General features: G+C 71.4%; 20 protein-coding genes. 6 read left to right on the top strand and 14 right to left on the bottom strand.

What is annotated here, in order from left to right:
* Positions 1-198 precede the first annotated feature (198 nt).
* Entirely contained in the window at positions 199-519 is a 321-nt protein-coding gene (locus AC07RM_RS26715; protein WP_208508969.1) for a hypothetical protein, read from the top strand.
* Between the two features lie 9 nt (positions 520-528).
* Here AC07RM_RS26715 and AC07RM_RS26710 read toward each other — a convergent pair whose 3' ends face one another.
* The 9 genes from AC07RM_RS26710 to AC07RM_RS26670 form a co-directional block, all read right to left on the bottom strand.
* On the bottom strand, positions 529-1,182 hold the full coding sequence (locus tag AC07RM_RS26710) for a response regulator (RefSeq protein ID WP_093340682.1): 654 nt from the start codon (positions 1,180-1,182) through the stop codon (positions 529-531).
* A gap of 49 nt (positions 1,183-1,231) precedes the next feature.
* On the bottom strand, positions 1,232-2,614 hold the full coding sequence (locus tag AC07RM_RS26705) for a cache domain-containing protein (RefSeq protein ID WP_177239237.1): 1,383 nt from the start codon (positions 2,612-2,614) through the stop codon (positions 1,232-1,234).
* A gap of 43 nt (positions 2,615-2,657) precedes the next feature.
* Entirely contained in the window at positions 2,658-3,614 is a 957-nt protein-coding gene (locus AC07RM_RS26700) for a phosphotransferase family protein (protein WP_495336491.1), read from the bottom strand.
* A 25-nt stretch (positions 3,615-3,639) separates the two neighbouring features.
* Entirely contained in the window at positions 3,640-4,578 is a 939-nt protein-coding gene (locus AC07RM_RS26695) for a DedA family protein/thiosulfate sulfurtransferase GlpE (protein ID WP_296787097.1), read from the bottom strand.
* A 153-nt stretch (positions 4,579-4,731) separates the two neighbouring features.
* Positions 4,732-6,108: a heavy metal sensor histidine kinase gene (locus AC07RM_RS26690; RefSeq protein WP_431510167.1), complete on the bottom strand. Its 1,377-nt coding sequence runs from the start codon at positions 6,106-6,108 to the stop codon at positions 4,732-4,734.
* Entirely contained in the window at positions 6,105-6,791 is a 687-nt protein-coding gene (locus tag AC07RM_RS26685; protein ID WP_057597212.1) for a heavy metal response regulator transcription factor, read from the bottom strand. Before AC07RM_RS26685 ends, AC07RM_RS26690 begins: the two co-directional genes overlap by 4 nt.
* Positions 6,792-6,835: 44 nt before the next feature.
* Positions 6,836-9,997 (bottom strand): efflux RND transporter permease subunit, encoded by a 3,162-nt coding sequence (locus tag AC07RM_RS26680; protein WP_093340692.1) that lies wholly within the window; start codon positions 9,995-9,997, stop codon positions 6,836-6,838.
* Positions 9,994-11,238, bottom strand: a complete 1,245-nt coding sequence (locus AC07RM_RS26675) for an efflux RND transporter periplasmic adaptor subunit (RefSeq protein WP_495336490.1) — start codon at positions 11,236-11,238, stop codon at positions 9,994-9,996. Before AC07RM_RS26675 ends, AC07RM_RS26680 begins: the two co-directional genes overlap by 4 nt.
* Before the next feature lie 4 nt (positions 11,239-11,242).
* Positions 11,243-12,760, bottom strand: coding sequence for an efflux transporter outer membrane subunit (locus AC07RM_RS26670; RefSeq protein WP_495336489.1), 1,518 nt, complete (start codon positions 12,758-12,760; stop codon positions 11,243-11,245).
* A 169-nt stretch (positions 12,761-12,929) separates the two neighbouring features.
* Between AC07RM_RS26670 and AC07RM_RS26665 the strand changes: the two genes are divergently transcribed.
* On the top strand, positions 12,930-13,175 hold the full coding sequence (locus tag AC07RM_RS26665) for a hypothetical protein (protein WP_495336488.1): 246 nt from the start codon (positions 12,930-12,932) through the stop codon (positions 13,173-13,175).
* 24 nt (positions 13,176-13,199) lie between these two features.
* Here AC07RM_RS26665 and AC07RM_RS26660 read toward each other — a convergent pair whose 3' ends face one another.
* A complete protein-coding gene (locus tag AC07RM_RS26660; protein ID WP_296799121.1) occupies positions 13,200-14,210 on the bottom strand; it encodes an aldo/keto reductase in 1,011 nt (336 codons plus the stop codon).
* Between the two features lie 86 nt (positions 14,211-14,296).
* On the bottom strand, positions 14,297-15,538 hold the full coding sequence (locus AC07RM_RS26655; RefSeq protein ID WP_495336487.1) for a YVTN family beta-propeller repeat protein: 1,242 nt from the start codon (positions 15,536-15,538) through the stop codon (positions 14,297-14,299).
* Between the two features lie 143 nt (positions 15,539-15,681).
* On the opposite strand from AC07RM_RS26655, the gene AC07RM_RS26650 reads away from it, so the two are divergent.
* From AC07RM_RS26650 to AC07RM_RS26635, 4 genes are all read left to right on the top strand, one after another.
* Positions 15,682-16,245: a sigma-70 family RNA polymerase sigma factor gene (locus AC07RM_RS26650; protein WP_208507814.1), complete on the top strand. Its 564-nt coding sequence runs from the start codon at positions 15,682-15,684 to the stop codon at positions 16,243-16,245.
* Entirely contained in the window at positions 16,232-16,891 is a 660-nt protein-coding gene (locus tag AC07RM_RS26645) for an anti-sigma factor family protein (RefSeq protein ID WP_495336486.1), read from the top strand. The genes AC07RM_RS26650 and AC07RM_RS26645 overlap by 14 nt, the downstream gene beginning before the upstream one ends.
* Positions 16,892-17,006: 115 nt before the next feature.
* Positions 17,007-18,065, top strand: coding sequence for an Lnb N-terminal periplasmic domain-containing protein (locus tag AC07RM_RS26640; protein ID WP_495336485.1), 1,059 nt, complete (start codon positions 17,007-17,009; stop codon positions 18,063-18,065).
* Between the two features lie 2 nt (positions 18,066-18,067).
* Positions 18,068-19,990, top strand: a complete 1,923-nt coding sequence (locus AC07RM_RS26635; protein WP_495336484.1) for an esterase/lipase family protein — start codon at positions 18,068-18,070, stop codon at positions 19,988-19,990.
* A 10-nt stretch (positions 19,991-20,000) separates the two neighbouring features.
* On the opposite strand, the gene AC07RM_RS26630 is transcribed toward AC07RM_RS26635, so the two are convergent.
* From AC07RM_RS26630 to AC07RM_RS26620, 3 genes are all read right to left on the bottom strand, one after another.
* On the bottom strand, positions 20,001-21,254 hold the full coding sequence (locus tag AC07RM_RS26630) for an MFS transporter (RefSeq protein ID WP_495336483.1): 1,254 nt from the start codon (positions 21,252-21,254) through the stop codon (positions 20,001-20,003).
* Positions 21,255-21,372: 118 nt separating this feature from the next.
* Positions 21,373-22,131: an enoyl-CoA hydratase/isomerase family protein gene (locus AC07RM_RS26625; protein WP_495336482.1), complete on the bottom strand. Its 759-nt coding sequence runs from the start codon at positions 22,129-22,131 to the stop codon at positions 21,373-21,375.
* Positions 22,128-23,081, bottom strand: coding sequence for a Bug family tripartite tricarboxylate transporter substrate binding protein (locus tag AC07RM_RS26620; protein ID WP_495336481.1), 954 nt, complete (start codon positions 23,079-23,081; stop codon positions 22,128-22,130). Before AC07RM_RS26620 ends, AC07RM_RS26625 begins: the two co-directional genes overlap by 4 nt.
* Positions 23,082-23,102 lie beyond the last annotated feature (21 nt).

Genomic DNA, 23,102 nt, shown 5'->3' with positions numbered 1-23,102 from the left:
GTCGCCGCGCGGCGAGGCTGCGGTTCTACCTCATGCGGGCGCGGGTTGTGCGGCCGGCGGCCGGATGTCCATCATTCGTTTACCTCCCTTTCGTTCGGAAACCTCGAAGTGCGCAAGGCATGCGCGCGCCCAGGAACTTTTTCGCGCGCGGCACAATGCCGGCCACCCCAGTCATGCAGAAGAAGAGCAAGCACTGACATGCAACGCGCCCAAGCCTATCCCGCGGTCGCCGCCGAGTTGGAACGCTGGCGGCTGCGCCCCTGGCACGATCTGGTCGATCGCATCGGCAAGCCGCCGGCCTCGATGGCGCTCGCGCTGCAGGGAGAGGAATTCCAGATCGAGGTCTGGGTGACGTGGACCGACCAGCGGCAGTGCGCGGTCCGGGTCCATGCCGCGGCGATGGGACCCGGCACGCAGACCATGGAGCGCTTCGACGAAAGCATCGTCGTTCCGATCCCTCATGCGGGGAGCCCGGACCTCGTCGACTCCGACATCGCGACGGCACGCACGCGAGGATAGAGCCCGGCCTCAGCGCCGCTCGAACTCCCTCGCATGCTCCACCGCATACTTGATCAGCTCGGCCTGCCCCTCGATCCCGAGCCGCCGCTTGATGCTCTGGCGGTGCGCCTCGACCGTGCGCACGCTCAGGCCGAGGTCGCGCGCGATCTGCTTGCTCGATTCGCCGCGGCCCAGCGCCGCGAGGATCTCGCTCTCGCGCGGCGTGAGCAACGGACGCGGGGTCTGGTTGCGGAACAGCTTCTTCGACACGGCCGGGCTCAGGAAGGTACCGCCCGCGGACACGGCCTCGATGGCCGCGACGATCTCCGACGCCGGCGCGTCCTTCAGCACGTAGCCGTGCGCGCCGGCCTGCAGCGCGCGCTGCACGTACTCGGGGTTGTCGTACATGCTGAGCATCACGACGTGCGGAGCCGGCTCGCGCTCGAGCAGCAGCGCGGCGAGCTCGATGCCGTTCATGTCCTTCATGCCGATGTCGACCAGCAGCAGGTCGGGCCGCACGCTGTCCATCTGCGCGAGCGCCTCGGCCGCGCTGCCGGCCTCGCCCGCGATCTCCAGGCCGGGCAGCGCGCCGAGCCGCGCGCGCAGGCCGTCGCGCACCAGCGGATGGTCGTCCACCAGGAAGATGCGGATCGGAGCCGGGGTGCGGGCCTTGGCGGTCGTCATCGTCGGGGCATTCGTTGGGGTGGATGAAGGAAGGGGTTGCGCGGACCGATCAGCCCGAGGCGCCGCCCACGGCCCGCGCGGCCGCCGCGGGCACGATCGCGACGATGCGCGTGCGCCCGCTGCCCGAGCGCACCACGAGCTGCCCGTCGATCGAGGCCACGCGCTCGCGCATGTTGCGCAGGCCGATGCCGCGCCGCGGGTCGAGCTGCACGGCATCGACGTCGAAGCCGATGCCGTCGTCGCCGACCTCGAGCCGCACCTCGCGCTCGCCGAAGGCCAGCGCGATGTGCACCTCGTGCGCGAGCGCATGCTTGCGCACGTTGGTCAGCGCCTCCTGCGTGGTGCGGAACAGCGCGGTCTTCACCTCCTGCGACAGCTCGAAGGGTTCGCCCTCGACCATCAGCGAGGCGGCGGTCGAGCCCTGGCCCTCCTCGCCGAATTCGTCGACCAGCCGCTCGAGCGCGGCCGGCAGGCCCAGCGTGTCGAGCAGCGCGGGGCGCAGCCGGTGCGAGATGCGGCGCACCTCGGTCAGCGAATCGTTGAGCCGCTGCAGCGCCTTGCCCAGCGCGGGCGGCGCGGGATGCTGCGCGCGGTCGAGCGCATCGACGGCCGACTCGATCAGCAGCTTGGCCGACACCAGGGTCTGGCTGGTGCCGTCGTGCAGCTCGCGCGCGAGATGGCCGCGCTCCTCCTCCTGCGACTGCACCACGCGGCGCGCGAGCAGGCGCAGCTTGGCCTCGGCCACGCGGTGCTCGCTGAGGTTGAGCAGCAGGCCGCCGGCACTGACCACGCCCAGGCACAGCGCCGCGATGCCGGCGATCCACAGCAGGGTGGTCGTGACGTTGGCGCTGATCTGGCGGTCGAGCGACTGCACGGTGGCTTCCATGTCGTCGAGGTACAGGCCGGTGCCGACCATCCAGTTCCAGCGCGGCAGCGCCACCACGTAGCCGAGCTTGGGCGCGCGCTGCGTGCTCGAGGGCTTGCGCCATTCGTACTCGACGTAGCCGCCGCCCTCCTTCGCGCGCGCGATCAGGTCCTGGATCGTGAAGCGGCCGCTCGAATCCTTGAGCCCCCAGAGGTCCTGGCCCACGAGGTCGGGCTGGCGCGAGTGCATCAGCGAGCGACCCTGCAGGTCGTAGACGAAGAAGTAGCCGTCGTCGCCGTAGTCGAGCGCGGCCAGCCGGCGCAGCGCCTCGGCGCGCGTGGCCTCGTCGTCCTGGCCGGCGTCGTACAGCGGCTTGACGATGCTGATCGCGAGGTCGACGTAGCTGCGCAACTCGTTGCGCCGCTGGGTCATGTAGCTCTGCTCGATCAGCGCGCGCTCGCGCTGCGCGAGGTCGTGTTCCTGGTGCCGCACGGCGAGCGCGACCAGCACCAGCGCCACCAGCAGCGGTGCGACGGCCAGGGCCACGATCTTGGTGCGCAGGTTCATCTCGGGCGCGAAGACTACCACCGCCCCCGCCGGCGGCCCCGGCTCAGGCCTGGCCGGCGATCCGGGCGTTGCGCTCGAGCGCCCACAGCAGGTCCTCGGCCTCGCCGGCCAGCGCGCAGTCGTGGATCTGCCGCAGGCCGATGTGGAGCTGGTAGCAGCGCAGCCGCTCGGCCGTGCCGGGGTCGGCCGGCAGGACCTGCTCGAAGTGGCGCGCCTGCTGCTCCATGCAGGCAAGCCAGGGGCGCCAGAAGAAGACGTTGGCCACGTCGTAGAGCGGATCGCCGAACAGCGCCTCCGACCAGTCGATGACGCCGGTGATCTCGCGGCCGTCGGTCAGCACGTTGTTCGAGCCGAAGTCGCCGTGCACCAGCCGGCGGACCTCGGGGCAGGACGGCGCGAGGCCGCGCACGATCGCCAGTTGCCGCTCGACGCGCCACAGGGCCTGCGCATCGAGCCGCGCCGCGCTCCAGTCGCGCTCGGCGACCGCATCGAGGAAAGCGCGCCAGCTCGCATGCTCGCCGGTGCCGTTGGCGTCGAAACGGCCGAAGCCGGTGGTGCCCGCGAGGTCGCTGGCCGCCAGGTCCTCGAGCGTGCGCGCGAGCGGCTCGGCCAGCAGCGACAGCATGTCGATCGGCAGGTCCTGCAGCGTGCTGCCCGGCAGGCGCCGCGACACGCAATAGAAGGGCTTGCCGAAGAACGGACCCTCGAAGCTCTGGTCGAACGACAGGTCCTCGATGCGCCCGATGGCCGTGACCGCGGGCACCGGCAGCCCCGGCCGCGCGAAGCGGCGCGCCGCGAAGTCGTCCTTGTCGAAGCCCTCGCGCGAACGGTGGATGCGCACCACGTGCTCGGCCTGGGCCGCGCTGCCCATGCCCTCGGCGCGGAAGGCGAAGGCCTGCGATTCCTCGCCCTCGGCCAGCGGCACGAAGCCATGGACCGGGCCCAGCGCGTGCTCGAGCGCGGCGACGATGGACGGTGCGGGCACGCGGGTCTTGGTCATGGCACGCGCCCGACGCGCATGAGGATCAGTGCGGCGAAGTCGGCCGGCCCGAGGCCACCCAGGCATCGAGCCCGCCGGTCAGCGGCAGCGCGCGCCGCGCGCCACGTGCCAGCAGCACGCGCGCGGCCTGCGCGGCCGACACCTCGTTGGGGCAGTTGCAGTACAGCACCACGTCGCGCCCGGCCGCGGCCGACAGGTCGAGGCCGCGCTGCTGCAGCGCCTTGAGCGTGTACGACAGCGCGCCCGGGATGCGGCGCGGATCGACCTGCTGGCCGGCCGCGCCGCGCACGTCGATCACCAGCGGCGGCTCGTCGCCCGCGAGCATCTCGTGCAGCTCGTCGACCGAGATGCGCGGCATGCCGGTCAGCCGCATGAAGGCGCGGCGGCGCCACCAGCGCACCACCAGGAACACGACCAGCAACACGCCCAGGGCCATGGTGGCGATGCCGCCGGCCTGCGCCATCACCGCGAGCACGTCCTGGATCTGGTTGCGGAAGCCCCAGCCCAGGCCGAGGAACAGGCCGGTCCAGATCAGCGCGGCGCCGATGTCGAAGCCGATGAAGCGCGGCACCGACATGCCGAGCGCGCCCGCCATCGGCGGCGCCACCACCGACACGCCCGGCACGAACTTGGCGGCCACCAGCGACAGGCCGCCCCAGTCGCCGATCAGCGATTCGCCGCGGCGCACGCAGGAGTCGGGCGCCAGCGAGATCCGGCACAGCAGGCGCATGAAGCGGTAGCCGAAGCGCCGCCCGGCATAGAACCAGGCGCCGTCGCCCAGCAGGTTGGCCGCCACCGCCGCGAGCACCACGCCGGCCAGCGAGATGTCGCCGGCCGCGAGCAGCGCGCCGGTGACCACCAGCACCGCGGCCGCCGGCACCGGCAGGCCGAGGCGGGCGGCGAAGCTGGCGGCGAACACCACCAGGATCGCGTTCTGCACCAGCAGCGACATCAGCTGTGCCATGGCAACGGCTCCGTGATGGCGAAAGAGGGTGCGAACGTGGTCATGGGCGGCATGGATTCTGCGGCATGGCGCAAGGGCCTGTCGCCGGGAGGCCATTGGCCATGCGGGTTGCGGCGCGTTCCGGGGGTCATGGCCGGCCCCCGCGCGACGGGTTCAGGCCGCCGGCCTGGCGACGCTGAATTCGAAGGTATTCACGCCGTCCGCGCTGGCCGCGGCGACCTGCCCGCCGTGCATGCTGGCCACGGCCCGCACGATCGCCAGCCCGAGCCCGTGGCCATGGTGCTCGCCGCCGTCGTTGCGCGCGGCGTCGACGCGGTAGAAACGGTCGAACAGGTGCTGCAGGTGCGCCTCGGCGATGGGCGCCCCGGGGTTCGAGACACCGATCCAGGTCGCCGCGGGCGTCTCGCGCAGCCGCACCGCGATGCGCGCGCCCGGCGGCGAATGCTCGATCGCGTTCTGCAGCAGGTTCGACATGGCGCGGCGGAACAGCGCGGTCTCGAGCTGCGCCTCGGCCAGCACGTCGCCCTCGATCTCGACCCGCGCGCCGCTCTCCTCGAGCACGAACTCGAAGAACTCGATGGTCTTGCGCACCTCCTGCGCCACCGGCGTCAGCACCAGGCCGGTGGCGACCTCGCCGCGGTCGGCGCGCGCGAGGAACAGCATGTCGTTGACGATCGAGCGCAGCCGCTCCAGGTCCTCGAGGTTGGCCTGCAGCACCTCCTCGAACTGCGGCGCGCTGCGCTGGCGCGACAGCGCGACCTGGGTGCTGCCGATCAGGTTGGCCAGCGGCGTGCGCAGCTCGTGCGCCACGTCGGCATTGAAGGCCTCGAGCTGGCCATAGGCTTCCTCGAGCCGCGCGAGCGCGCCGTTGAAGGCCTCGGCCAGCCCCGACAGCTCGACCGGCAGCGCGCCCGAGCGCAGCCGCTGCGAGCGCATCTTGGGCCGCAGCGCCTGCGCCTCGCGCGAGAGCTGGTCGAGCGGGCGCAGGCCGACGCGCGCGATCCAGTAGCCGGCGGCCGCCACCACCAGCACCGCGCCCAGGCCGAGCGACACCAGCGCCGTGAGGAAGGTGCGGCGCGTGCGCGCATAGGGCTCGGTGTTCTTGCCGACGATCAGCCGCACGGCCGGACGCTGCTCGAACGGCGGGATGTGGGCCGACAGCGTGCGGTAGGGCTTCTCCTCGCCGGGCAGCAGCAGGCTGCGGCCGGTCTCGCGCGTGAGCGCGTCGATCTCGGCCATGCCCTTGCCGTACTGGAAGCGCGGATCGTCGCTGAGCACCCAGAAGCGGGTGCTGCCGTCCTCGGGCGTCAGCGCGTCCATGCGCGCCTGCACGCGCGACCAGCGTTCGGGCGTGCCGATGGCCTGGATCCAGAACTGCAGGCTCTTGACCGTGGTGTCGAGCTCCTCGTACTGGTGGCGCTCGAGCTCGCGCAGCAGCACGCCCTGCAACGCCGCGCCGATCAGCGCGAAGGTGGCGAGCGCCGCCGCCGCGAACATCAGCACCAGCCGCGCGGCGATCGAGCGCTTCATGGCGTGGCGCCGTCCTCGCGCAGCTCCATCACGTAGCCCATGCCGCGGATGGTGTGCAGCAGCTTGGGCGAGAAAGGCACGTCGATCTTGTCGCGCAGCCGCTTGATCGCGACCTCGACCACGTTGGTGTTGCTGTCGAAGTTCATGTCCCACACCAGCTCGGCGATGGCGGTCTTCGAGAGGATCTCGCCCTGGCGCCGCGCCAGCACCGCGAGCAGCGCGAACTCCTTGGCCGTGAGGTCGATGCGGGTGGCGCCGCGGAAGGCCTTGCGCGCGAGCAGGTCGATCTGCAGGTCGGCGATGCGCAGCTGCATCGGCTCCTGCTTGCGGCCGCGCCGGTTCAGCGCCTGCAGCCGCGCCAGCAGCTCGAGGAACGAGAAGGGCTTGACCAGGTAGTCATCGGCGCCCTCGTGCAGTCCCTTGACGCGGTCCTCCACGCGATCGCGCGCGGTCAGCATGATCACCGGCGTCTGCTTCACGGCGCGCAGCCCGCGCAACACCGAGAAGCCGTCCTGGCCCGGCAGCATCACGTCGAGCACGATCACGTCGTAGTCGTGCGTGAGCGCCAGGTGCTGGCCGTCGATGCCGTTGTGCGCCATGTCGACCGCGCAGCCCTGCTCCGTCAGCCCCTTCGAGAGGTAGTCGGCGGTTCTCAACTCGTCTTCGACGATCAGGATCTTCATGGCGTGGCGTGCTGCGGTGCGAGGCGGTGCGTTGTCTCCGGTGCTCAATGCGCCTCGGCCGCCGCCGGGGCCTGGCCGCCCTTGCGGATCCGGCGCGCTTCCTTGCGGCGCAGGTACCAGTAGTGGGCGCGGTCCAGGTAGAGGTAGACCACCGGCGTGGTGAACAGCGTGAGCGCCTGCGAGAGTACCAGCCCGCCGACCATCGCGTAGCCCAGCGGCCGGCGCAGCTCGGAGCCCGAGCCATGACCCAGCATCAGCGGCAGGCCCGAGAGCAGCGCGCACATGGTGGTCATCATGATCGGGCGGAAGCGCAGCAGGCAGGCCTGGTAGATCGCCTCGTGCGGCTTCATGCCCTGCTCGCGCTCGGCCTTGAGCGCGAAGTCGATCATCATGATCCCGTTCTTCTTGACGATGCCGATCAGCAGGATGATGCCGATCAGCGCGATCACGCTGAGGTCGTAGCCGCCCGCCATCAGGATCAGCAGCGCCCCCACGCCGGCCGAGGGCAGGGTCGAGAGGATCGTCAGCGGATGGATGTAGCTCTCGTAGAGCAGGCCCAGCACGATGTAGACCGCCACCAGCGCCGCCGCGATCAGGTAGGGCTGCGAGGCCAGCGAATCCTGGAAGGCCTGGGCCGTGCCCTGGAAGGCACCGGTCAGCGACTGCGGCATGCCCATCTCGGACTGCGCGGCCTTGATCGCGTCGACCGCCTGGCCCAGCGAGGCGCCGGGCGCGAGGTTGAACGAGATCGTCACGGCCGGGAACTGGCCCTGGTGGCTGATCGAGAGGTAGGCGGTCTTGCTGGTGTCGACCTTCACGAAGGTCGACAGCGGCACCTGCTGGCCGGTGATCGGCGAGCTCAGGTAGAGCTTGCTGAACAGCGCCGGGTCCTGCTGCAACGCGGGCGTCACTTCCAGCACCACGTGGTAGCTGTTGAGCTGCGTGAAGTACTGCGCCACCTGGCGCTGGCCGATGGCGTCGTACAGCGTGGCGTCGATCGCGGCCGGCGAGATGCCGAAGCTCGAGGCGCGGTCGCGGTCGATGGTCAGCACGGCCGAGGCGGCGGCGTTCTGCTGGTCGGTCGCCAGGTCGGTCACCTCGGGCACCTGGCGCAGCTTGGCCAACAGGCGCGGCGCCCAGGTGTTGAGCTCGTCGAGGTTCGAGTCGGTCAGCGTGTACTGGTACTGGGTGCGCGAGGAGCGCCCGCCCACGCGGATGTCCTGCCCGGCCTGCAGGAACAGGTTCACGCCCTGCACCTTCGCGAGCTGCGGGCGCAGCCGCGCGATGATCTCGTCGGCGTTGGCGGTGCGGCCCTCGTCCTTGGGCTTGAGGCTGATGAAGAAGTTGCCGGTGTTGTAGGTCGACGAGCTGCCGTTCATGCCGAAGCCGGTCACGTCGGGGTCCTTGCGCACCACGTCGGCCAGCTCGAGCATGCGCGCATTCATCGAGGCGAAGGAGGCGTCCTGCGCCGACTCGGCGAAGCCCGAGATGAAGCCCGTGTCCTGCTGCGGGAAGAAGCCCTTCGGGATCACCACGAACAGCGCGCCCGTGGCCACCACGGTGGCGATGAACACCATCAAGGTGATGAACTGGTGGTCGAGCACCACGTGCAGCCCGCGCTTGTAGCCATTGAGCATGGCGTCGAAGCCGCGCTCGAACAGCAGGTACAGCCGCCCATGGCGCCGCGCATGCTCGTTCTTGAGGAAGCGCGAGCACAGCATCGGCGTGAGCGTGAGCGAGATCACCACGCTCACCACGATGGTCAGCGTGACGGTGACGGCGAACTCGCGGAACAGCCGCCCGACGATGCCGCCCATCAGCAGCAGCGGGATGAACACCGCGATCAGCGAGACCGAGATCGAGACGATGGTGAAGCCGATCTCGCCCGCGCCCTTGTAGGCGGCTTCCAGCGGCGCCATGCCCTCCTCGACGTAGCGGTAGATGTTCTCGAGCATCACGATCGCGTCGTCGACCACGAAGCCGACCGCGATGGTCAGCGCCATCAGCGAGAGGTTGTCGAGGCTGTAGCCCAGCAGGTACATCACGGCCACCGTGCCCAGCAGCGCCAGCGGCACCGTCACGCTGGGGATCAGCGTGGCCGGCACGTTGCGCAGGAACACGAAGATCACGGCCACCACCAGCGCGATGGTCAACAGCAGCGTGAACTCCACGTCCTTGACCGAGGCGCGGATGGTCTGGGTGCGGTCGATGATGGCGTTGACGTCCACCGTCGGCGGGATCGAGGCCTTGAGCCGCGGCAGCGCGGCGTTGATGCGGTCCACCGTCTCGATCACGTTGGCGCCCGGCTGCTTGGTGATGGCCAGCACGATCGAGCGGCCGTTCTGCACCGTGCTGCCCTCGGGCGCGGCAGCACCGGCATAGGCCCAGCCCGCGATCTTCGCGTTCTCGGGGCCGTCGACCGCCACGCCGAGGTCGCGCACGCGGATCGGCGCGCCGTTGCGGTAGGCCAGCACCACGTCGTTCCAGGGCTGGGCCTTGAGCAGCTGGTCGTTGGTGTAGACCGTGAAGCTCTGGTTCGGCCCGTCGATCGTGCCCTTGGGCGCGTTCACGGTGGCCGAGGACAGCACGGTGCGCACGTCCTCCAGGCTCAGGCCCAGCGCCGCGAGCTTGGCCGGGTCGACCTGGATGCGCACGGCCGGCTTCTGCGCGCCGCCGATGTTGACCAGGCCCACGCCCGAGATCTGCGAGATCTGCTGCGCGAGGATGTTGTCGGCGTAGTCGTTGACCTCGGTCAGCGGCAGCGTCTTCGACTGCACCGACAGGATCAGGATCGGCGAGTCGGCCGGGTTCACCTTGCGGAAGGTCGGCGGGCTCGGCAGGTTGGCCGGCAGCTGGCCGGTGGAGGCATTGATGGCCGCCTGCACATCGAGCGCGGCGGCATCGATGTTGCGGTCGAGGTCGAACTGCAGCGTGATCTGGGTGCTGCCCAGGCCGCTGGTCGAGGTCATCTGCGACAGGCCCGCGATCAGCGAGAACTGGCGCTCGAGCGGCTGCGCCACGTTCGAGGCCATGGTCTCGGGACTGGCGCCCGGCAGGTTGGCCGAGACCTGGATGGTCGGGAAGTCGACCTGCGGCAGCGGCGCCACCGGCAGCAGCGGGAACACCGCGGCGCCGACCAGCAGGATGGCCAGCGCGAGCAGCGTGGTGCCGATCGGGCGCTTGATGAAGGCGGCGGAAATGCTCAATTGCGCACCCCGCTCGGGTTGTTGCCGCCGGCCGCGGCGGCCGGGGGCGCGGCCTTGGCCGCGGTCTTGTTCTCGGCCACCGTGGCGCCGGGCCGCAGCTTGTACTGGCCGTCGACCACCACGCGCTGGCCGGCGGCCACGCCCTGGTCGAGCACGGCCGTGCCGTCGGCGATCTGCACCACGTGCACCGGCACCGAGTTGGCCTTGTTCTCGGCATCGACGGCCCAGACGTAGGTGCCGTCCTGGCTGCGCTGCACCGCCGCGGCCGGCACGGTCAGCGCGCCCGCGCGGCGGTCGAGCTGCAGCCGCACGTTGACGTACTGGCCGGGCCACAGCGTGTGCTGCGGGTTGGCGAAGCTGCCCTTGAGCTGCACCGTGCCGCTGGTGGTGTCGATCTGGTTGTTGAGCAGGATCAGCTTGCCGGTGCCCAGCAGCTGCGTGCCGGCACGGTCGTAGGCCACCACCGAGAGCGGCGCCGCGCCCTTGGGCTGCAGCCGGTTGATGTCCTGCACCGCGTCCTCGGGCAGCGTGAACTGCACCGCGATCGGGTCGATCTGGTTGATGACCACCAGCCCGCCGGTGTCGGCTGCATGCACGATGTTGCCGGGGTCGACCAGCCGCGCGCCCACGCGGCCGTCGATCGGCGCGTCGATGCGCGTGAAGCTCAGCTGCACCTGCGCGAACTGCACCTGCGCGGCATCGGTCTTGACAGTGGCCTCGAGCTGGCTGACCAGCGCCTTCTGGGTGTCGAGTTGCTGCTTCGTGGCCGCGTCCTGCGCGATCAGCGTGGTGTAGCGCGCGAGGTCGGCGCGCGCGTTCTCGAGCTGCGCCTGGTCGCGCGCCTGGGTGGCGCTGGCCTGCGCGAGCTGGGCCTGCAAGGTGCGCGGATCGAGCTGCGCGAGCATCTGGCCGGCCTTCACGTCCTGGCCCTCGACGAAGCCCACCTTGTCGAGCTGGCCGTCGATGCGCGCCTTGACGGTGACGGTGGCCATCGAGGCCACGGTGCCGATGCCGCCGCGGTAGACCTGCACGTCCTGCGCCTGCACCGGCGCGGTGGTCACCAGCACCGGCGGCGCCTTGGCCTCGGGCGTGGCGGCCGAGGCCTTGTGGCCCAGGGTCCAGGCGCCGCCGCCGAGCACGGCGACGAGGGCGGCAATGGCGAACCAGGCGACGCTGCGTCGCGCGGGGGGACCGGCGTCGTCGCTGGCGGGGCCGGTGTGGGAAGGAGCGGGATTCGTCATGGCATCAGGTTCCGGAAGTCGTTGCAGCGGCGGCGGTGGTGGCGGCATCGGCGGCGTCGGCATGCCAGCCGCCGCCGGTGGCCGCGATCAGCGCCACGCTGGCGGCGAGCTGGCGCGCCAGCAGTTGCGCGGCCGTGCGCTGGTTGGTCAGCGAGAGCTGCTGCGCGGTCACCACGCTCAGGTAGGTGGCGGTGCCCGCGCGGTACTGGGCAAGCGCGAGGCGCTCGGCCGTCTGCGAGGCCTGCACGGCCTGCGCCTGCAGCTGCGATTCGTGGTCGAGCACGCGCAGGGTGGCGAGGTTGTCCTCGACCTGCTGGAAGCCGCCGAGCACGGTCTGCTTGTAGAGCGCGACCGAGGCGTCGTAGGCGGCCACGGCCTGTTCGCTGTGGGCCTTGCGCAGGCCGCCGTCGAACACGGTCTGCGCGAGCACCGCGCCCAGCGACCAGACACGGCTCGGCGTGTCGAACAGCGAAGCGAGCTTGCCGGCGCTGAAGCCGCCGCTCGCGCTCAGCACGATCTGCGGGAAGTACGCGGCCTTGGCCACGCCGATCTGCGCATTGGCGGCCTGCACGCGGCGCTCGGCCGCGGCGATGTCGGGGCGGCGCTCGAGCAGTTCCGAAGGCAGGCCCGCGGGCGCGAGCGGCAGCTGGACGCCGAGCGTGCCCGCATTGGCGAGCGCGGGGTTCTCGCTGGCCGGCAGCGCGGCCAGCGTGAAGCGCGCCGGCGCCTGGCCGGTCAGCACCGCGATCGCATGCTCGAGCTGGGCGCGCTGCGCCTCGAGGTCCACGCCCTGCGCCTGCGCGGTGCGCAGCTGGCTCTCGGCCAGCGCCACGTCGGAGCGCAGCACGGTGCCGGCCGCGTACTGGTGCTGCGTGAGCTCGAGCGCGCGCGCATAGGCGGCGGTGGTGGTGGCGTAGAGCGCGCGCTGCAGGTCGATGGCGCGCAGCTGCAGGTAGTCCTGCGCCAGCGTGGTCTGGATGCTCAGGCGCGCGCCCGCGAGATCGTCGGCGCTGGCCTGCGTGCTGGCGTCGCCGGCCTCGACCGAGCGGCGCACCGCGCCCCAGACATCGGGCTCCCAGCTCGCGGCAAGGCCCAGGGTGTCGGTGGTGCGGCGCTCGATGCTGCCGGTGCTGTTGGTCTGCGCGCGGTTGGCGCCGGCGTTGAGGCCGAGGGTGGGATAGAAGCCGGCGCGCGCGGCCGAGGCCAATGCGCGCGCCTCGCGGTACTGGGCCTCGGCCTGGCGGATGTTCTGGTTGGCGGCATTGGCCTGCACCACCAGCCCGTTCAGCGTGGCGTCGCCATAGGCCTCCCACCAGGGATGCGAGGGATCGATGGCCTGCGGCGTGGCGGTCTTCCACGCACCGTCTTCCTTGTAGGCCGCGGGAACCTCCATCGAGGGTCGCACGTAGTCGGGGCCGACCGCGCAGCCCGCGAGCAGCAGCGCGGCCAGCGCGGCCGCGGCGGGCGCGCGCAGGGCGCGGCGCGGAAGGTCGGGGAAGGATGTTGCAGCGGAGCGAGCCATGGTGCGGCCACTCTAGGCCGCGCCTTCCAACCGCTCGCTGTCGACTTCCTGACAAAGCTGTCAGTTGGCGCGCGCTAAGAAATCTTTACCGCCGCCGCGTCGGCTCGCGCACCGGTCGCGGCATTGAAGAAGCCGAAGCCTTCAACGACGCATTCTTCAGGAGCAACCCATGAAACTCGCAGCGATTGCCGCGGCCCTCGCCGCGGCGGCCAGTCTCAGTGCCTGCGTGGTGGCACCGGTGGGGCCGGTGCGCGGCGCGGCCGTGTATGCCGCGCCGATCGAACCGCCGGTGGGCGTGGCGATCATCGGCCCGACCTATGTCTCGCCCGGCCCCGGCTGGGGCTGGCGCTACCACCCGCACTATGGCTGGGGCTGGTACAACCCGCACGCGGGCTGGCACCGCGGCTGGCGCTGAGGCGCAAGGCGCCTCCGGCCGCGTTCAGCGCGGCGCGTCGCCCTTGCGGTACTCGGCCGTCAGCTCGTCGAGCTTCTGCTTGAGCGCCGGGTCGAGCTTGTACTCGGCCGCCGCGAGCGTCGCGTCGAGCTGCTCGGGCCGGCTCGCGCCGAGCAGCGGCGCCGTGATCAGCGGGTTCGCCATCACCCAGGCCACGGCCAGCGTCGCGAGCGGCACGCCCGCCTCGTCGGCCAGCGCATGCAGCTGCGTCACGGTGTTGAAGCTGCGCTCGTTCCAGTAGCGGTCCTGGTACATGTTGCCGGCCGTGCCGAGCGTGAAGCGGGTGTTCGCCTCGGGGCTGGCGCCGGGCTTGTACTTGCCGGTGAGCAGGCCGCCGGCCAGCGGGTTGTAGGGGATCACGCCCAGGCCTTCCTCGCTCGCGAGCGGCAGCAGCTCGCGCTCGATCTCGCGGAACAGCAGGCTGTAGCGCGGCTGCACCGAGACGAAGCGCGTGAGCCGCAGCAGGTCGGACTTGCCGAGCGCGCGCGCGAGCCGGTAGGCCAGGAAGTTCGACACGCCCACATAACGCGCGCGGCCCGACTTCACGATGGTGTCGAGCGCCTCGATGCTTTCCTCGAGCGGCGTCTCGCGGTCGTCCATGTGCAATTGGTAGAGATCGACGTGGTCGGTCTTCAGCCGCTTGAGCGAGAGGTCGATGGCATCGAGCAGGTGCTTGCGCGAGGCGCCCTGGTCCCAGGGATTGGGGCCGACCTTGTTGACCGCCTTGGTCGCGACCACGAAGCGCCGGCGGCCCGCGGGCCCCTGCTTCTCGAGCCAGTTGCCGATGATCTCCTCGGTGCGGCCCGTGGTCTCGACCGTGCCGCCCAGCGGGTAGACGTCGGCGGTGTCGAGGAAGTTGATGCCGCCCTCGGCGGCCTTGTCGAGGATGCGGTGCGACACGGCCTCGTCGGTCTGCAGGCCGAAGGTCATGGTGCCGAGCGCGAGCCGGGAGACGGTCAGGCCGGTGCGGCCCAGGCGGGTGGTGGGAATGCTCATGGTGGATGGTTCCTGTGAAACGGCCGAACCGCGCAGGCGCGCGTGGCTGCACGACCATCATAGGCAGGCCGCCTCGGGCCTGCACGTCAGGGTGCAATCACCGTGACGCGCGCCGTCATGTAGGGATGCACCGAGCAGGCGTAGTCGTAGACACCGGGCTTGTCGAAGGTCTGCGTGAAGTCCTGGCCCGGCAGCATCAGGTCCATGCCCGCGGGGCCGCCCTTCCTGAACACCACGCCATGGGGCGCGCCATCGTCGTTCTTCCAGCGCACGGGCTGGCCCACCTTCACGGTGATCTGCGCCGGCTCGAAGGCGAAGTTGCGGATCGCCACGTGCGCCGAACCGCCCGCATGCCCAGCCGACGCGCCGCGCTGCACCGCCACCTTGCGCGGCGCATTGCCGACCGCCACGGTGTGCGACGGGCCACCGGCGAGATCGACCACGCTCACGTCGTTCGAGCCCTCGTTGCTGACCCACAGCTTCCCGCCGTCGGCCGAGATGTCGAGCCAGTGTGGCTGCTTGCCCACGGCGATGCTGCGGCCCGGCGCGCGCGTCGCGGGATCGAACAGCATCACCTCGCCCGGCCCCTGCACCACGACCACGCCGCTCGCCATGCCCGCGAAGTGCTGCGCGATGTGGGGCGACACGCCGGTGGGGATCGGCGCCAGCCACTGGTTGGTGGTCGCGTCCAGCACCTGCACCGCGGGCACGCCCGCCAGCGTCAGGTAGAGCGCCTTGCCGTCGGGGCCGAACTCGAGGTCGCGCGGCGGCTTGTCGAGCGCGATCTCCGAGACCGCCTTGCGCGTCGCCAGGTCGAGCACCACGAGCGCGAAATGGCCCGGTGCCTGCGAGGCCACGTAGGCCTGCCGGCCATCGGGCCGCACGGCGATGGTGTGCGGCTTGGGCACCGCCACGCTCGCGGCCACGGCATGGGTCGCGGTATCGATGAAGGCCACGCGGTCGTCGCCGTTGACGGCCACCAGCACCCAGCGGCCATCGGCGGTGGTGGCCAGGCCCTGCGGGCCCTGGCCGACCTCGATGGTGTGCGTCACGCGGTCGGTCGCGGCATCGATTTCGCTCACCGCCGAGGCGCTGGAGCCGCTGACGAACACGCGCTGGCGGTTCGGGGAGATCACGATGCCATCGGGCCCCGCGGCCACCGGCACGGTGGCGAGCACGCGCTCGCTGCCGGTATCGATCACGCTGAGCGTGCTGTCCTTGAAGTTGCCGACGTAGGCCTTGGGGCCGGCGGCCAGCGCCGGGAAGGCCAGGGCGCCGGAGGCCGCGAGAACGGCGAGCAGGCGTGCGAATCCTGGAAAGGCGGTCATGGGGAAAGACTCCTGAAAGAAGAGAGGAAGAGAATCGGCACAGGGCATGACGCGCGGTGCCTTTCGTCTATTCCCCGAAATTTTTTCGCGCAAGGCTGGAATAAAACGCGCGCCCGCCGCGTCATGCCCCCAAAGCACGTCCCTTGACCGACCGCACCCGCCAGTTCGAAGCCGCCGCCCTGCCGCATCTCGATGCGGCCTGGAATCTCGCGCGCTGGCTGCTGCGCGACGACCGCCTGGCCGAGGACGCGGTGCAGGAGGCCTACCTGCGGGCCTTCCGTTTCTTCGACGGGCTGCGCGGCGAGAACGCGCGGCCCTGGCTGCTGGGCATCGTGCGCAACGCCTGCTACGACTGGATGCGGCAGAACCGGCAGCTGGCCGACCAGGTGGAGTTCGACGAGCTGCGCGACAGCGAGTCGGCCGGCGCGACGGCGCCGGAGGCCGGCGATCCCGCGCGGCTGTGGGAGCGGCGCGTGCAGGGCGAGCGCGTCAATGCCGCGATCGACGCCCTGCCCGCGGTCTACCGCGAAGCGATCGTGCTGCGCGAACTGGAGGAGCTGCGCTATGAAGACATCGCACGCATCGCCGGCGTGCCGCTGGGCACCGTGATGTCGCGGCTGTCGCGCGCGCGGGCCCTGCTGCGCGAAAGCCTGCGCGACGAGCGCCCGGGCCCGGCGCAGGAAAGGACACGGCATGCCAATTCCTGACGACGAGCTGGGAGCGCTGATGCGACAACACGCCACGCGCCATGTGCCGCCCGCCGGCCTGGCCGAGCGCATCGCGCTGTCGGTGCGCTCCGAGGCCGGCGCACCCGCAACGCCGGCGCCGCGCCGTCACGGCTGGTGGCAGGGCCTGCTCGGGTTCGGAACCGGCGCGGCCGCGGCCTGGGGCCTGGCGCTGGTGCTGCTGGCATCGCCGGCGCCCCTCGAGCTGCTGGGCGCGCAGGTCACGGCCAACCACGTGCGCTCGCTGATGGCCTCGCACCTGGCCGACGTGGCCTCCACCGACCAGCACACGGTCAAGCCCTGGTTCGCCGGCAAGCTCGACTTCTCGCCGCCGGTGGTGGACCTCGCCGCCGAGGGCTTCGCGCTGACGGGCGGGCGGCTCGACTACCTCGACGGCCGCACGGTGGCGGCGCTGGTCTATCGCTCGGGTCCGCACGTCATCAATGTCTTCGTCTGGCCCGCGGCCGATGCGAAGCCGCAGGCTCCCGCCTTCTCGACGCGCCAGGGCTACCAGCTCGCGCACTGGACCCAGGGCGGCATGCAGGCCTGGGCCGTGTCGGACCTCAACGCGGCCGAGTTGCGCCACTTCGCGGCGCTGCTGCACGCGAGGACGGCGGTGCGCCCTTAGCGGCTGAAGACGGGATCGGGCGGCCGAACCCGTCTTCGTTGCGGCACACCGCGCGCGGTCGTGGTCGTCGCGCGGGACTGCGTTTAAGCTCGGCGGCGATCCACGCGTTTCCCGAATGAGCCCCTCCTCCTCCCCAGCCATCACGCATCCCACCTCCGGGTTCCGGACCTTGCTGCGCATCGTTGGCCGCGTCGCGGCCTCGCTGGTGCTGCTGCTGTCGACGGGCTGGGCCTGCCTCGCGCTCTGGTACCAGTTGCCCGTGGGCGAGACGGGCAAGGTCCTCGCCGCCGTGCTGTGGAGCGGCTTCGGCCTCGCGGCCCTCGTGCTGCTGTGGCGCGGCCGGGCCGCGCGCGCCCTGCTGTCCTACGCGGTGGGCTTCGCGCTGCTGCTGGGCTGGTGGAACACCATCGTGCCGCTGCAGCAGCGCGACTGGGCCGACGACGTCGCGCGCCAGCTGGTGGCGCGTGTCGACGGCAACATGGTCACGCTCGAGAACGTGCGCAACTTCGACTGGCGCAGCGACACCGACTACACGCCGCGCTGGGAAACGCGCCGCTACGACCTCGAGCGCCTGCGCTCGGTCGATGTCTCGGTCTCGTACTGGATGGGCCCGGCGATCGCGCACACGCTGGTGTCCTTCGGCTTCGACGACGGCCGCTTCCTCACCTTCTCGATCGAGATCCGCAAGGAGCGCGGCGAGAGCTTCTCGTCGATCGGCGGCTTCTTCCGGCGCTTCGAGCTGAGCCTGGTCGCGGCCGAGGAGCGCGACGTGCTGCGCGTGCGCACCAACGTGCGCGGCGAGGACGTCCACATGTACCGCGTGCGGCTGCCACAGGCCGAGATGCGCTCGCTGTTCCTGGCCTACCTCGACCAGAGTGCCGCGCTGCTGCGCGCGCCGAGCTTCTACAACACGCTGACGGCCAACTGCACCACCATCGTCTACGACCTCGCCAGGCGCATCGTGCCGGGCCTGCCGATGGACTGGCGGCTGCTGGCCTCGGGCTACCTGCCCGACTACCTGTACGACGTGGGCGGGCTGACGCCGGGCTACAGCCTCGAGGCGCTGCGCGCGAACGGGCGCATCACGCAGCGCGCGATCGCGAGCGATGCCACCCCGGGCGTCGATTTCTCGCGCGCGATCCGGCAGGGGCTGCCGGGCGCCGAGGCCCCGTGACGATGCGCGCGCGTCTTCCCGGCCTGGCGGCCCTGCTGTGCGCCGCCGCGCTGCTCGCGGGCTGCGCGGGCGTGAAGGTGGGCTCGATCTCGCCCGCCGAATACCTCGCGCAGCGCCGCGGCGACGTGCTCACCACGGGCCGGCTCAGCACCTCGGCCGAGGAGGTGCTGCGCGTGATCGGCTCCGACGCCGAGCTGTGCGGCAAGGACGGCCCGGCCTGCCGCAATGCGTTGGCCGACTCGCCGGGGCTGAGCGACGAGCAGCGGCTGTCGGCGCTGTCGGAGGTGTGGCTGCAGGTGGCGATCGCGGCCGAGAAGAGCGGCAGCGCGACGCCGCCGGGCTCGCGCGCCGACACCGCCGCCATCGAGGCCTGGCTCGAGAGCGCGCGCCATGCCTATGCCTACCTGTTCTTCACCGCGCGCAAGCCGCGCGACCGCGCCTTCGAGGACCGGCAGACGCAGGTGCGCGACTACTACAACTACGCGGTGCAGCAGGCCATCACGGGCCTGTACCGCGGCGTGCGGCGCAACGCAGCGGCACAGCCGCAGGTGCCGCGCGTGGGCGACTGGCGCATCGAGGCCGACGTCTCGGGCCTGCGCCTGCCCGCCGACGCGCCGCTGCCCGACGAGCTGATCCCCGCCGCCTCGCTGACCTTTTCGGGCCTGCGCAACACCTACCGGCGCGACGGCTTCGGTGCCGAGCTGGTGGCGGCCGACAGCCAGCGCACCGACGAGAAGGCGCCCGCGCTCGCTACCGCCGACCCGCGCCCGCCCTACCGCGAGATGCCCTTCCCCGCCGTCACCGCGCTGCTGCTGTTCGACGGCGGCAACCTCGCCGAGGTGCTGGCCACGCGCACGCTGCGCATCGCGGCCTACGACCCCTACCGCACCGCCAACGTGCAACTGGCCGGGCAGGAGGTGCCGCTGGCCGCCAACTTCACCTCGGGCTACGGCCTGTGGCTGGCCCGCTCCGACTTCGCGCTGCAGGCGCTGCGCAGCCTGTTCGGCGGCCGCGACGGGCTCACGCAGCCGCGCATCTACCTGATGCAGCCCTACGATCCCGAGCGCCGCACGGTCATCATGCTGCACGGCCTCGCGAGCAGCCCCGAGGCCTGGATCAACGTGGCCAACGAGGTGCTCGGCGACGAGACCCTGCGCCGCCGCTACCAGATCTGGCAGGTCTACTACCCGACCAATGCGCCGCTGCCGCTCAACAACTTCGCGATCCGCGAGGCCGTGACGCAGACGCTGCAGCACTTCGATCCCACGGGCCAGGCCCCGGCCTCGAAGAACATCACGCTGATCGGCCACAGCATGGGCGGCGTGCTGTCGCGGCTGATGGTGTCGTCGTCGCAGGACAAGCTCTGGGACGCGCTGCTGGCCAGCTACCCCATGCAGGGCGCGCAGCAGCGGCGCATCGAGGAGAAGCTCGCGCCCTACCTGCGCTTCGAGCCGCTGCCGCAGGTCAGCGACGCGATCTTCATCGCCTCGCCGCACCGCGGCACCGACTTCGCCAACAACCGCATCTCGCGCTGGGTCGCCAACCTGATCACGCTGCCGGTGGCGATGCTGGGGCAGTTGAGCGACATCTCGCGCGAGCTGATCCGCATCGCGCCGGGCCGGCAGGACGCGGGGCCGCTGCGCATTCCCAACAGCATCGACAACCTCAGCGACCGCGATCCCTTCGTGCGGCTCTCCTCGGGCCTGCCGATGAATCCGCGCGTGCGCTTCCACTCGATCATCGGCAACGACACGCCGGGCCTGGCGCAGGCGCTGTCGAGCGACGGCATCGTGCCCTATGCCAGCGCGCACCTCGACGGCGCGGCCTCGGAGCTGGTGATCCCGTCGGCGCACAGCGTGCAGGAGAACCCGCTCGCGATCCTCGAGATCCGGCGCATCCTGCGCGAGCAGCTGAAGCCCCGTTAGGCGGAGACCTTCAGCTCGCCGAGCCTTCGCAGGCCGCCACGCGCGGCCGCCGCGCATCGGCGCGCGCACTCGCCACGGCCCAGCAGAAGACGCCCATGCCCGCGAGCGCGAGCAGCGCGCCGACCCAGCCGGTCGAGGTCCAGCCCAAGCCCGCGGCGATCGCCACGCCGCCGAGCCAGGCGCCGAGCGCATTGGCCATGTTGAAGGCCGAATGGTTGAGCGCGGCCGCCAGCGTCTGCGCATCGCCGGCCACGTCCATCAGCCGGATCTGCAGCGCCGGGCCGATGGCCACGGTGGTGCCGATCAGGAACACGTTGAAGCCCGCGGTGTAGATGTTGTGCGCCGAGAAGGTGAACAGCGCCAGCACCAGCGCCGCATAGGCCATCAGGCCGCCGATGGTGCGCATCAGGGACCTGTCGGCCAGCCGCGCGCCGACCAGGTTGCCGACCACCATGCCGAGCCCGAACAGCGCGAGCACCAGCGGCACGCCGCCCAGCGGCATGCCGGCCACCTCGATCAGCGTGGGCTTGATGTAGCTGAACACCGAGAACATGCCGCCGAAGCCGATGGCGCCGATGCCCAGCGTGAACCAGACCTGCTTGCGCTTGAGCGCGCCGAGTTCGCGCCAGGGGCTGGCGCCCGCGGGCGCGGCGAGGTCGGGGATGTCGCGGCGCAGCAGCACCACGGCGATGAGCGCGATCACGCCCACGAACACGAAGGCCGCGCGCCAGCCGAACAGCTGGCCGAGCCAGGCCGCGATCGGCACGCCGACCAGCGTGGCGCCCGTGAGCCCCAGCATCACCAGCCCCACGGCGCGCGCGCGGCGCCCGGGCGGCGCGAGCGTGGCGGCCACCAGCGCGGCCACGCCGAAGTAGGTGCCGTGCGGCAGCCCGGTCGCGAAGCGCAGCAGGTTCAGCGAGGTGTAGCCGGGCGCCATCGCGCTCGCGAAGTTGCCGGCCGCGAACACGGCCATCAGCGCGATCAGCAATGCGCGGCGGCGCCAGCCGGCCGCGAGCACCGCGAGCACGGGCGCGCCGATGACCACGCCCAGCGCATAGGCACTGATCACGTGGCCGGCCTGCGGGATGCTGACGGCGATGTCGTTCGCGACCTCGGGCAGCAGGCCCATGATCACGAACTCGCCGGTGCCGATGGCGAAGCCGCCGACACCGAGCGCGAGCACGGCGCGCAGGAACTGGGCCGACGAGACGGGCGGAATGGCGGGGGTGTCCGCGCCTTCGAGGGCGGATGGTGGGGCGTTCAAGGCCGGAGCTCCTGGGGGGATGCCCGGCGAGCGCGGGCAAAGCCCGATTTTAGGGTAAACCCTTAACGCGCGCTGATGAGGTCTTGCGCCCCGCCCGATACCTTTTTGCCCCTGCCGCTCAACGACGCAGGAAGCGCGGCGCGCGGCGTTCGGCCATGGCCTGCACGCCCTCCTTGAAGTCCTCGCTCGCGAACTGCACGCACTGCAGCTCGCGCTCGTGCCGGTTCGCCGCGGCCACCGCCTCGGCCAGGCCGCGCCGCAAGGTCGCGCGCGTCGATTCCACCGCGAGCGGGGCCGACAGCGCGATCTCGGCCGCGAGCGCCAGCGCGCTGGTGCGCACTTCAGCGGCCGGCACCAGCTGGTCGACCAGCCCGATGCGCAGCGCCTCCTCGCCGCCGACGCGGCGCCCCGTGTAGAACAGCAGCGCGGCCTGCTGCGCGCCGACCAGCCGCGGCAAGGTCAGGCTCAGGCCGAAGCCCGGATGGAAGCCGAGGCGGTTGAAGTTGGCGCTGAAGCGTGCCTCGGCGCAGCCCACGCGGAAGTCGGCCGCCAGCGCGAGGCCGAGCCCGGCGCCGATGGCCGGGCCATCCACCGCGGCCACCAGCGGCTTGGCGTTGCCGAACAGGCGCATGGCCTGCTCGTAGAGCGGCGCGGGGTCGCGCGCATCGTCCTTGCCGCTGAAGTCGGCGCCCGCGCTGAAGGCCCGGCCTTCGGCGGCCAGCACCACGGCACGGCAATCGGGGTCGGCATCGAGCTGCGCGAGCCGGTCGGCCAGTTCGCGCAGCAGCGCCACATCGAGGTAGTTGAACGGCGCGCGCCGCAGCTCGAGCAGCGCCACGTGCGCATGGCCCGATTCCAGCGAAGCGACCGCGCTCATTGCACCTCCAGCTTCGCGATGTCGACGTAGCCCTTCCACTTCTCGCGCTCCTGGCGCTCGAAGCTCGCGAGCTCGGCCAGGCTGACCTTCGCGGGCGCGAAGGCGAAGCCCTCGAGCCGCGCGCGGATCGGGTCGGTGGTCACGGCCTCGTTGATCCACTGGTTGAGCTGCTGCTGCAGCGCCACCGGCGTGGCGGCCGGCACCGCGATGCCGAGGAAGCCGCCGCGGATGCTGAAGCCCGGATAGCTCTCGGCGATCAGCGGCAGCTCGGGATAGCGCTTGAGCCGCGCGTCGCTGTGCACCGCGAGCGCGCGCAACTGGCCCGAGGCCACGAAGGCATCGCCGGCCACGGTGTCGGTGAACACCACCTGGATCTGGCCCGCGATCAGCTCCGACATCGCCTGGCTCACCTGCTTGTACGGAATCGCGGCGAGCTCGATGCCGGCCTCGTGCGCGAACAGCGCCGCCGTGACTTTGGAGGTGGCGTTGAAGTGGCCGTAGTTGATCGTGCCCGGCGCCTTCTTCGCGGCGGCGACGAAGTCCTGCAGCGTCCTGTAGGGCGCGTCGGGCCGCACCAGCATGTAGGTGGAGCCGGGCCCGAAAGAGCCGACCAGCCGGAAGTCGCGCCCGGGGTCGTAGGGCAGCTTGCGGAACAGGCTGGGATTGGCCAAGTGGGTGGAGGTGGTGGCCAGCAGCAGCACCGAGCCGTCGGCCGGCGCATTGCGCACCGCCTCCACGCCGATGATGCCGTTGCCGCCGGGGCGGTTGTCGACCACCACCGCGCGGCCGGTCTTGCGCGTGAGGAACTCGGCCAGCATGCGCGCCGAGATGTCGCCCGAGCCGCCGGGGCCGAAGGGCACGACGATCTGGATCGGCTTGTGGTTGTCCGCCGCCATCGCGGCCGCGAACGGCAAGGCCGCGAGCGCGGCGAGGCACTGTCTTCTCTGCATGTCGTCTCCTGTTGTTGGTGT

The organism is Variovorax sp. GW821-FHT09B05, assembly GCF_059418265.1.
Note: the sequence above shows the minus strand (reverse complement) of the source record. Positions and strands in the feature narration are given on the sequence as shown.